The sequence below is a fragment of the Anaeromyxobacter sp. SG17 genome (assembly GCF_022690695.1).
Lineage (GTDB): Bacteria > Myxococcota > Myxococcia > Myxococcales > Anaeromyxobacteraceae > Anaeromyxobacter > Anaeromyxobacter soli.
Genome location: NZ_JALCYX010000127.1, coordinates 1 through 6,754, shown reverse-complemented (window position 1 = coordinate 6,754; position 6,754 = coordinate 1). Strand labels below are relative to the sequence as shown.

At 73.3% G+C, this 6,754-nt stretch carries 7 protein-coding genes; 1 reads left to right on the top strand and 6 read right to left on the bottom strand.

Features of this window, described 5'->3' with window-relative positions; translation table 11 throughout:
- Positions 1 to 217: 217 nt before the first annotated feature.
- From MNY60_RS23010 to MNY60_RS22990, 5 genes are read right to left on the bottom strand one after another with little or no spacing between them, the layout of a single operon-like run.
- A complete protein-coding gene (locus tag MNY60_RS23010) occupies positions 218 to 712 on the bottom strand; it encodes a DUF4265 domain-containing protein (RefSeq protein WP_242337574.1) in 495 nt (164 codons plus the stop codon).
- 23 nt (positions 713 to 735) lie between these two features.
- The gene (locus MNY60_RS23005) at positions 736 to 1,512 is read right to left on the bottom strand and encodes a uroporphyrinogen-III synthase (RefSeq protein WP_242337576.1); all 777 of its coding nucleotides are present in this window, start codon (positions 1,510 to 1,512) and stop codon (positions 736 to 738) included.
- Between the two features lie 9 nt (positions 1,513 to 1,521).
- A complete protein-coding gene (gene hemC, locus MNY60_RS23000; protein ID WP_242337578.1) occupies positions 1,522 to 2,463 on the bottom strand; it encodes a hydroxymethylbilane synthase in 942 nt (313 codons plus the stop codon).
- Between the two features lie 14 nt (positions 2,464 to 2,477).
- Positions 2,478 to 3,800: a glutamyl-tRNA reductase gene (hemA, locus tag MNY60_RS22995; RefSeq protein ID WP_242337580.1), complete on the bottom strand. Its 1,323-nt coding sequence runs from the start codon at positions 3,798 to 3,800 to the stop codon at positions 2,478 to 2,480.
- Entirely contained in the window at positions 3,797 to 4,648 is an 852-nt protein-coding gene (locus tag MNY60_RS22990; RefSeq protein ID WP_242337582.1) for an inner membrane protein YpjD, read from the bottom strand. The genes hemA and MNY60_RS22990 overlap by 4 nt, the downstream gene beginning before the upstream one ends.
- 396 nt (positions 4,649 to 5,044) lie before the next feature.
- Here MNY60_RS22990 and trxA point away from each other — a divergent pair, with 396 nt between their 5' ends.
- A complete protein-coding gene (gene trxA / locus MNY60_RS22985) occupies positions 5,045 to 5,377 on the top strand; it encodes a thioredoxin (protein WP_242337584.1) in 333 nt (110 codons plus the stop codon).
- A 122-nt stretch (positions 5,378 to 5,499) separates the two neighbouring features.
- Here the strand turns inward: trxA and rodA are convergent, their stop codons facing one another.
- Positions 5,500 to 6,621 carry a rod shape-determining protein RodA gene (gene rodA, locus MNY60_RS22980; RefSeq protein WP_242337586.1) on the bottom strand — a complete coding sequence of 374 codons (1,122 nt, stop codon included), beginning with the start codon at positions 6,619 to 6,621 and terminating at the stop codon, positions 5,500 to 5,502.
- Positions 6,622 to 6,754: the final 133 nt, after the last annotated feature.

The window sequence follows — 6,754 nt, the reverse complement described above, 5'->3', positions numbered from 1 at the left end:
CTCCGTCCGCCAGCTCCTCGCCTCGCGCTGCGCCCCCGCGCGCCGGTGCCCCCGCCGCCGCGCCGGCCGCGCCGCGCGCCGAGAAGCAGGGGTTCCTCGCCCGCCGCCGCGCCGAGAAGGAGGCGCGCAAGGAGCGCCGGGCGGCCGCGAAGAAGGGGCGCTGAGGCCGGCGGCGTCGTCCTCGGATTTCCTGAGGGCGGCGCCCGCTCGTGATCCCTCAGCAGGGCCTCGGATCCGCCCACTCCCAGACCAGCAGCCCCTCGTTCGCGCGGTCCTGCAGGACCTCCGCGACCCGGGCCACGTCCACCTCGGGCGGCACGTCGACGGCGACCAGCTTCGGGCGCAGCGCCTCGTGCGTGCAACCGTGCTCGAGGAGCCGCTCGAGGAACGTCTGCACGCCCTCGTCGGACAGCTCCGCGCCCGGATCGAGCGCGAGCCGCAGCGTGCGGTGGCCGCACTTCTCGACGACGTCGTCGAGCCGGGGCGCGTCCTCGTCGACCGCGCCGCCGCCCTCGCCCTCGGTGGCCGCGAGGACCACGTCGTCCCGCGAGATGCCGTAGGCGAAGAACGGGCAGCTCTCCACCCGGTACCGCCCCGCGCCGAGCGGCTCCGCCCACAGCCAGTCGTCGGGAGGACCGGCCTCGCCGTCCGACCGCTCGAGCGGCACCCGGATGCGGATGAGGGTCTCCCCGATGTCCAGCTCAGTCGTCATGCGCAGACCCTCGGCTCGAAGATCTACCCGGGGCCGAGCCTCGCCGCGACCGCCTCCGCGAGGTCCGCTCCGGTGTACCGCTCGGGCTCCGCGCCCGGCGTGAGGCCGTGCTCGCGCAGGGCCTCAGCAGTGGTAGGGCCGATGGCGGCGAGGAGCACGCCGCGAAGGAGCGGCGCCCGCTCGCCGAGGGCGCTCGCGACCGCCCGGACGGCGGACGGAGAGGCGAACGCGACGGCATCGACCTCTCCGCGCGCGAGCCAGTCGCCGAGCGGGGCGATCGCCTCCGCCGGCGCGGGCACGGTCCGGTACGCCTCGACGGCGGTGAGCTCCGCGCCCGCCGCGAGGAGCCCCGCGATGGTCTCCGGCCGCCCCTCCGCCGGCCGCGGGAAGAGCACGCGCCGCCCGCGCACGTGCGGCTCGAGCGCCCGCGCGAGCGCGTCGCCCTTCGCCTCGCCGGGGACGAGGTCGGGCTCCCGCACCGCGCGGGCGAGCCGCTCGGCGGTCGCGGGCCCCACCGCTGCGAGCCGCAGCCGCGCGAGCGCCGCCGTCTCCACGCCCAGCGCGGAGAGCCGCGCCACGGTGCGATCGACCGCGGTCGCGCTCGTGAAGACCGCCCAGTCGAACCGGCCGAGCCCGCGCAGCGCCGCGTCGAGCGGCCCCGGATCGCCGGGGTCCGCGAACGCGATGGACGGGACCTCGCGCACCTGCGCCCCGAGGGCGCGCAGGCGCACGGAGAGCGCGTCCTCGCCGCCCTTCCCGCGGGTGACCACGACGGTGCGACGGTCGAGGCGGGCCGCCACGGAAGCCGCCTAGCGCTTCGGCGCCGCGAGGCCCGGAATCTTGCCCTCGCACTCGCGGAGGATCGCGTCCGCGCCCTTCGAGAGGAGCTCCTCGGCGAGCGCGACGCCGAGCGCGCGCGCCTCGGCCGCCGGGCCGCTCCGCTCGCCGCGGATGACCTGTGTGCCGTCGAGCGACGCGACGAGCGCGCGCATCGCGACGCGCCCGCCCTGGACGGTGGCGTGGCCGGCGATGGGCACCTGGCAGCCGCCCTCGATGCGGGCGAGGAACCCGCGCTCCGCCTCGACGCGGGTGCGCGTCTCGGCGTGGTCGAGCGCGGCGAGCCGCGTCATCGTCGGCCCGTCCGACGCGCGCGCCTCGAGCGCGAGCGCGCCCTGGGCGACGGCGGGGAGCATCTCCTCGGGGGGGAAGACGTAGGTGGCGTGCTCGGCGAGGCCCAGCCGGCGCAGCCCGGCGTACGCGAGGACGACCGCGTCGAGCCCCTCGCTCGCCTTGCGGAGGCGGGTCTCGACGTTGCCGCGGACCACCTCGATGTGGAGGTCGGGGCGGAGCGCCTTGAGCTGGGCGCCGCGACGGAGGCTGGAGGTGCCGACCTTGGCGCCCCTGGGGAGCCCGGCGAGCGTCTTGTAGCGCGGCGAGCAGAGCGCGTCGCGCGGGTCCTCTCGCTCCGGCACCGCGCCGATGGCGAGGCCCGGCGCCAGCACGGCGGGCAAATCCTTCATCGAGTGGACGGCGATCTCGGCGTCCCCGTTCAGGAGCGCGTCCTCGATCTCCTTCACGAAGAGGCCCTTGCCACCGACCTCGGCGAGCGGGACCTCGAGGATCCGGTCGCCCTTCGTGACGAGCTCGTGGAGGCGGACCTCGAGGCCGGGCTCCTTCGCCCGGAGGAGGTCAGAGACGTGGTGGGCCTGCCACTTGGCGAGGGGGCTGCGGCGGGTCGCGATGCGGATCATCTCGGGTAGCTCTCCTAGCTGCGCTCCGACGAGGCCGCGGCGCGGCCCTCGACGGGGTCCGCCGGCGCGCTCTCCGGGCGCGCCGGCTCGTTCTCGATGCCGAACAGCTCCGCGGCGGCGCCCGGGAGGTCGCCGTCGCCCGTCGACGCCGCCGCCTTGAGGCGCGCCGTCGGACCGTGCAGGAGCTTGTTCACGATGGCCTGCGCCATCGCCTCCACGCTCTTCTTGCCCTTCTCGTCCAGCTTCGGGCCGAGGTGCGAGAGCGTCCGCTCCGCCTCCGCCCGCGCGATCTGCTCCGCGTGCCGCCGGAGCTGCGCGAGGACCGGCAGCGCCGCGCGGGCGTCCCGCTCCCTCGCGAAGGCCATCACCTCCGCCTCGACGATCGCCTCGGCGCGGAGCGCCTCGCCGCGGCGGGCCTCCTGCGTGGCCTGGACGACCTTCTCCATGTCGTCCACGTCGTAGGCGAACACCTCGCCGAGGTCGGCGCAGGCCGGATCGACGTTGCGCGGCACGGCCAGATCGATGAGGCACATCGAGCGGCTGCGGCGCGCCTTCATCGCCTGGTGCACCATCTCGCGGGTGACGACGTAGGTCGGCGCGCCGGTCGAGACGATCACCACGTCCGCCTCGACGAGGAGGCGCTGCAGCTCGTCCCACGCGCGGAAGCTCCCCCCGACCTGCTGGGCGAGCGCCATGCCGCGCTCGGGCGAGCGGTTCGTCACGAGGATGCGATCCGCGCCGAGCACCGCGAGCGCCTTCGCGGAGAGCGCGCCCATCTTGCCCGCGCCGACGAGCAGGATGGTCCTGCCCTTCAGATCCCCGAAGATCTTCTCCACGAGCTCGACCGCGACCTGCGACATGCTCGTCGCGCCGCGGCCGATGTCGGTCTCGCTCCGGACGCGCTTGGCCGTCGCGAAGGCGCGGTTGCAGAGGCGCGACATGTACGGGCCGGCCGACTGCGCGGCGCTCGCGAGCCCGTATGCCTCCTTCACCTGTCCGAGGATCTGCTGCTCGCCGACCACCATCGAGTCGAGGCTCGCCGCGACGCGGAAGAGGTGGCGGATCGCCTCCACGCCGATCTTTGCGTAGAGGTGGCCGTCCGCCTCCGCCGTGCGCGAGGTGAAGAAGCCGCGCGCCGGCTCGATGCCGTCGGCGTGGACGTAGACCTCCACGCGGTTGCAGGTGGAGACGACGACCGCCTCGGCGACGCCGTCCGACCCCTTGAGCGCGCAGAGCGCCGCCTTGAGGAGATCGCCGGTCAGGGCGACCCGCTCGCGCACCTCGATGGGCGCGCTCTTGTGCGAGAGGCCGACGAGGTAGATCTCACGCCCGCTCACTGCGAGATCTCCGAGACCCGCGCGCCGTAGTCGCCGGCGTGGCGGGTCACCCCGGGGACGATCTTCAGCGACACCATCGACGAGAGCAGGATGACGAACCCGACGAGGGTCATGAGCGCGTACCGCCGCCCGTGCCAGCCGCTGTGGCGGAGCTGGACCATCGCGCCGTAGAGGATCCAGATCCCGAGCGAGACCACCTGCTGCGGATCCCAGGACCAGGCGCTGTTCCACACCGCCGTGGCGGTGATGGTGCCGGCCACGAGCGCGACCGTGTAGACGACGAAGCCGGCGCGGACGAGCCGCTGGATCATCTGATCGAGGGCGTCCAGCGAGGGCAGGCGCGAGAACAGCGCGCCGAAGCGCTTGCCCTTCACCTCGCGCTCCTGCAGCAGGTACATGATCGCGACCCCGAACGCGATCGCGAAGAGCGCCACGCCTCCCACCGCGGAGAGGATGTGCAGGGTGACGCTCGGGTACCGCACCGTCTCGGGCGCGACGCCGGGGTGGCCGGGCGTCCCGAAGAGCGTGGGCAGGAGCACGACGAGCGCGAGCGGCGTCACGAAGGCGCCGATGGTGGGGAGCTTGTAGTAGCGCTGCAGGAACAGGTACGCGCCGGTGAGGAGCCAGACGAGCAGGACGAGGCCGCCGCGCAGCCCGAAGAACTCCGCCCCGCCGTACTCGCTGCAGCCGACGCCGATGGCGACGGCGTGCACGAGGAACGCCGAGGCCAGGACCCAGAAGCCGGCGGTGGCCGCGGCCCGGTGGCGCGGCCGCGAGAAGAACACGATGTAGGCGCCCGCGGCGACGGCGTACAGCGCGGCGGCGATGCGGAGGATGACGATGCTCATGCGGCCTGCCTTCTCCTACCCAAGGAAACGGGTGAGCCCCCCCGCTCCCTTCCACGGATCGTCCACGCCGATGCCTGCGCCTCGTGACGCGCGGACGGATATCCGAGCGCGCCTCCGCCCGCCTGCCCTCCAGGCCGCGGCATCGCGCCGCAGCGGGGATGGCCCGCGGTCCGCTTCGCAGGGGCGCCGGCGCGGCGGTCCGGGGAGACCCGGCGAACGAGGTGGAGCCCAGCCATGGACGGGTAGGATACCTCGGCGCGATCGCGGACGTAGCGCGCTTCTCGCGGGCGGCGACCGGTCGGGTCGGAAGCTATCACGGCGCGCGAGGCGCTTGCCAGGATCCAGGACAGCCGCTAATTAGTGCGCCCCAGGCGACCGGAGCGTTAAGGAGAACGCATGGCATCGAACGATCTCGTCATCCTGCAGGACTCCACCTTCGAGCAGGAGGTCCTGAAGAGCGACGTTCCCGTCCTCGTCGACTTCTGGGCCGTGTGGTGTGGGCCCTGCAAGGCGATCGCCCCCACGGTCGAGGAGCTGGCGAAGCAGTACAAGGGCAAGGTGAAGGTCGCCAAGATGGACGTCGACGAGCACCAGAACGTGCCGCAGCAGTACGGCATCCGCTCGATCCCGACGCTCCTCGTCTTCAAGGGCGGCCGCGTGGTGGACACCATCGTCGGCGCCGTGCCGAAGGCGAAGCTCGAGGAGAGCCTGAAGAAGGCCATCAGCTGACGCGCGCTCCGGATCCGATCCGGACACGACGCCCGCGGCCCCCCGAGGACCGCGGGCGTTCTCGTCTCCGGTGGCGCGGGTCCCCAGCGGCTCCGTAGCCGCGACGAGGACGCGGAGACCGATCAATTCACAAACCGCCTCATGCCGACGTTCGCGAGCAGCCCGATGCCGGTGTAGATGGCGATGACGGACGAGCCGCCGTAGCTCATGAGCGGCAGCGTCACGCCCACCACCGGCAAGAGCCCGATCACCATCCCGATGTTGATCGCGACGTGCCAGAAGATCATCCCCGTGAGCCCCGCCGCGAGGAAGTGGCCGAAGCGGTCGCGCGCGTTCCCGCAGATGTCGATCGCGCTCGCCACGAGCACGAAGTAGAGCGCGAGCAGGAGCAGGCAGCCCAGGAACCCGTGCTCCTCCGCCCACACCGAGAAGATGAAGTCGGTGTGCTGCTCGGGGAGGAACGACAGGTACGTCTGCGTGCCCTGCCCCCAGCCCTTGCCGAGCGCCTGCCCCGAGCCGACCGCGATGATCGACTGCGTCGCGTGGTAGCCCGCCCCGAGCACGTCGGACTCGGGGTTGAGGAAGGTCTCGACCCGCTTCTTCTGGTACGGCTTCAGGTGCGGGTAGAGGAGCCCGGCGCCCACGATCGCCACGCCGGCGAGCAGGGCCAGGGTCTTCCACCGCACGCGCGCGAAGAGGATCTGCGTGAACCCGACCGCCATCACGATGAGCGCGGTGCCGAGGTCGGGCTGCTTCAGCACGAGCCCCGCCGGCACCATGATGATGAGGAACGGCACCACGAGCGTGGCGAGCCCGTAGCCGTTCTTCCGCTTGTCGGCGTCCGCGTGGAAGTAGCTCGCGAGCGCGAGCGCGACGGAGAGCTTCGCGAGCTCCGACGGCTGGAAGTTCACGGGCCCGATGGTGAGCCACCGCCGCGCGCCCATGACGTAGCGGCCCTTCACGTACACGAGCAGGAGCAGCACGATCACCACCGCGTAGAAGATCCACGCGAGCCGGTGGAACGTGCGCTGGTCGAAGACCGTCAGGGACAGCGCGATCACGATCCCGAGCCCCATCCACGCCGCCTGGGAGATCCAGACCGGCGCGTGAGCGCTGCGGGACGCCGAGGCGAGGTTCCAGACGCCGATCGCCGAGATGGCGAGCGTCACGAACGCGACGTGCCAGGGGAAGTGCGCGAACAGCCTGCGGTGCGGGGTCGCCGCGAGCGACACGTCAGGCGCCACCGGGGGTTCCTCCCTGTCTCTCCCCGCCCGGCGACGCCGCCGGCGAGGTGCTCGGGATCGCCTCCGGACGCGGGGCGGGCGCGGCCGGCGCCGCCGGTTGCGGCCTCGGGGAGGCGGGCGCGGCCGTGGCCTC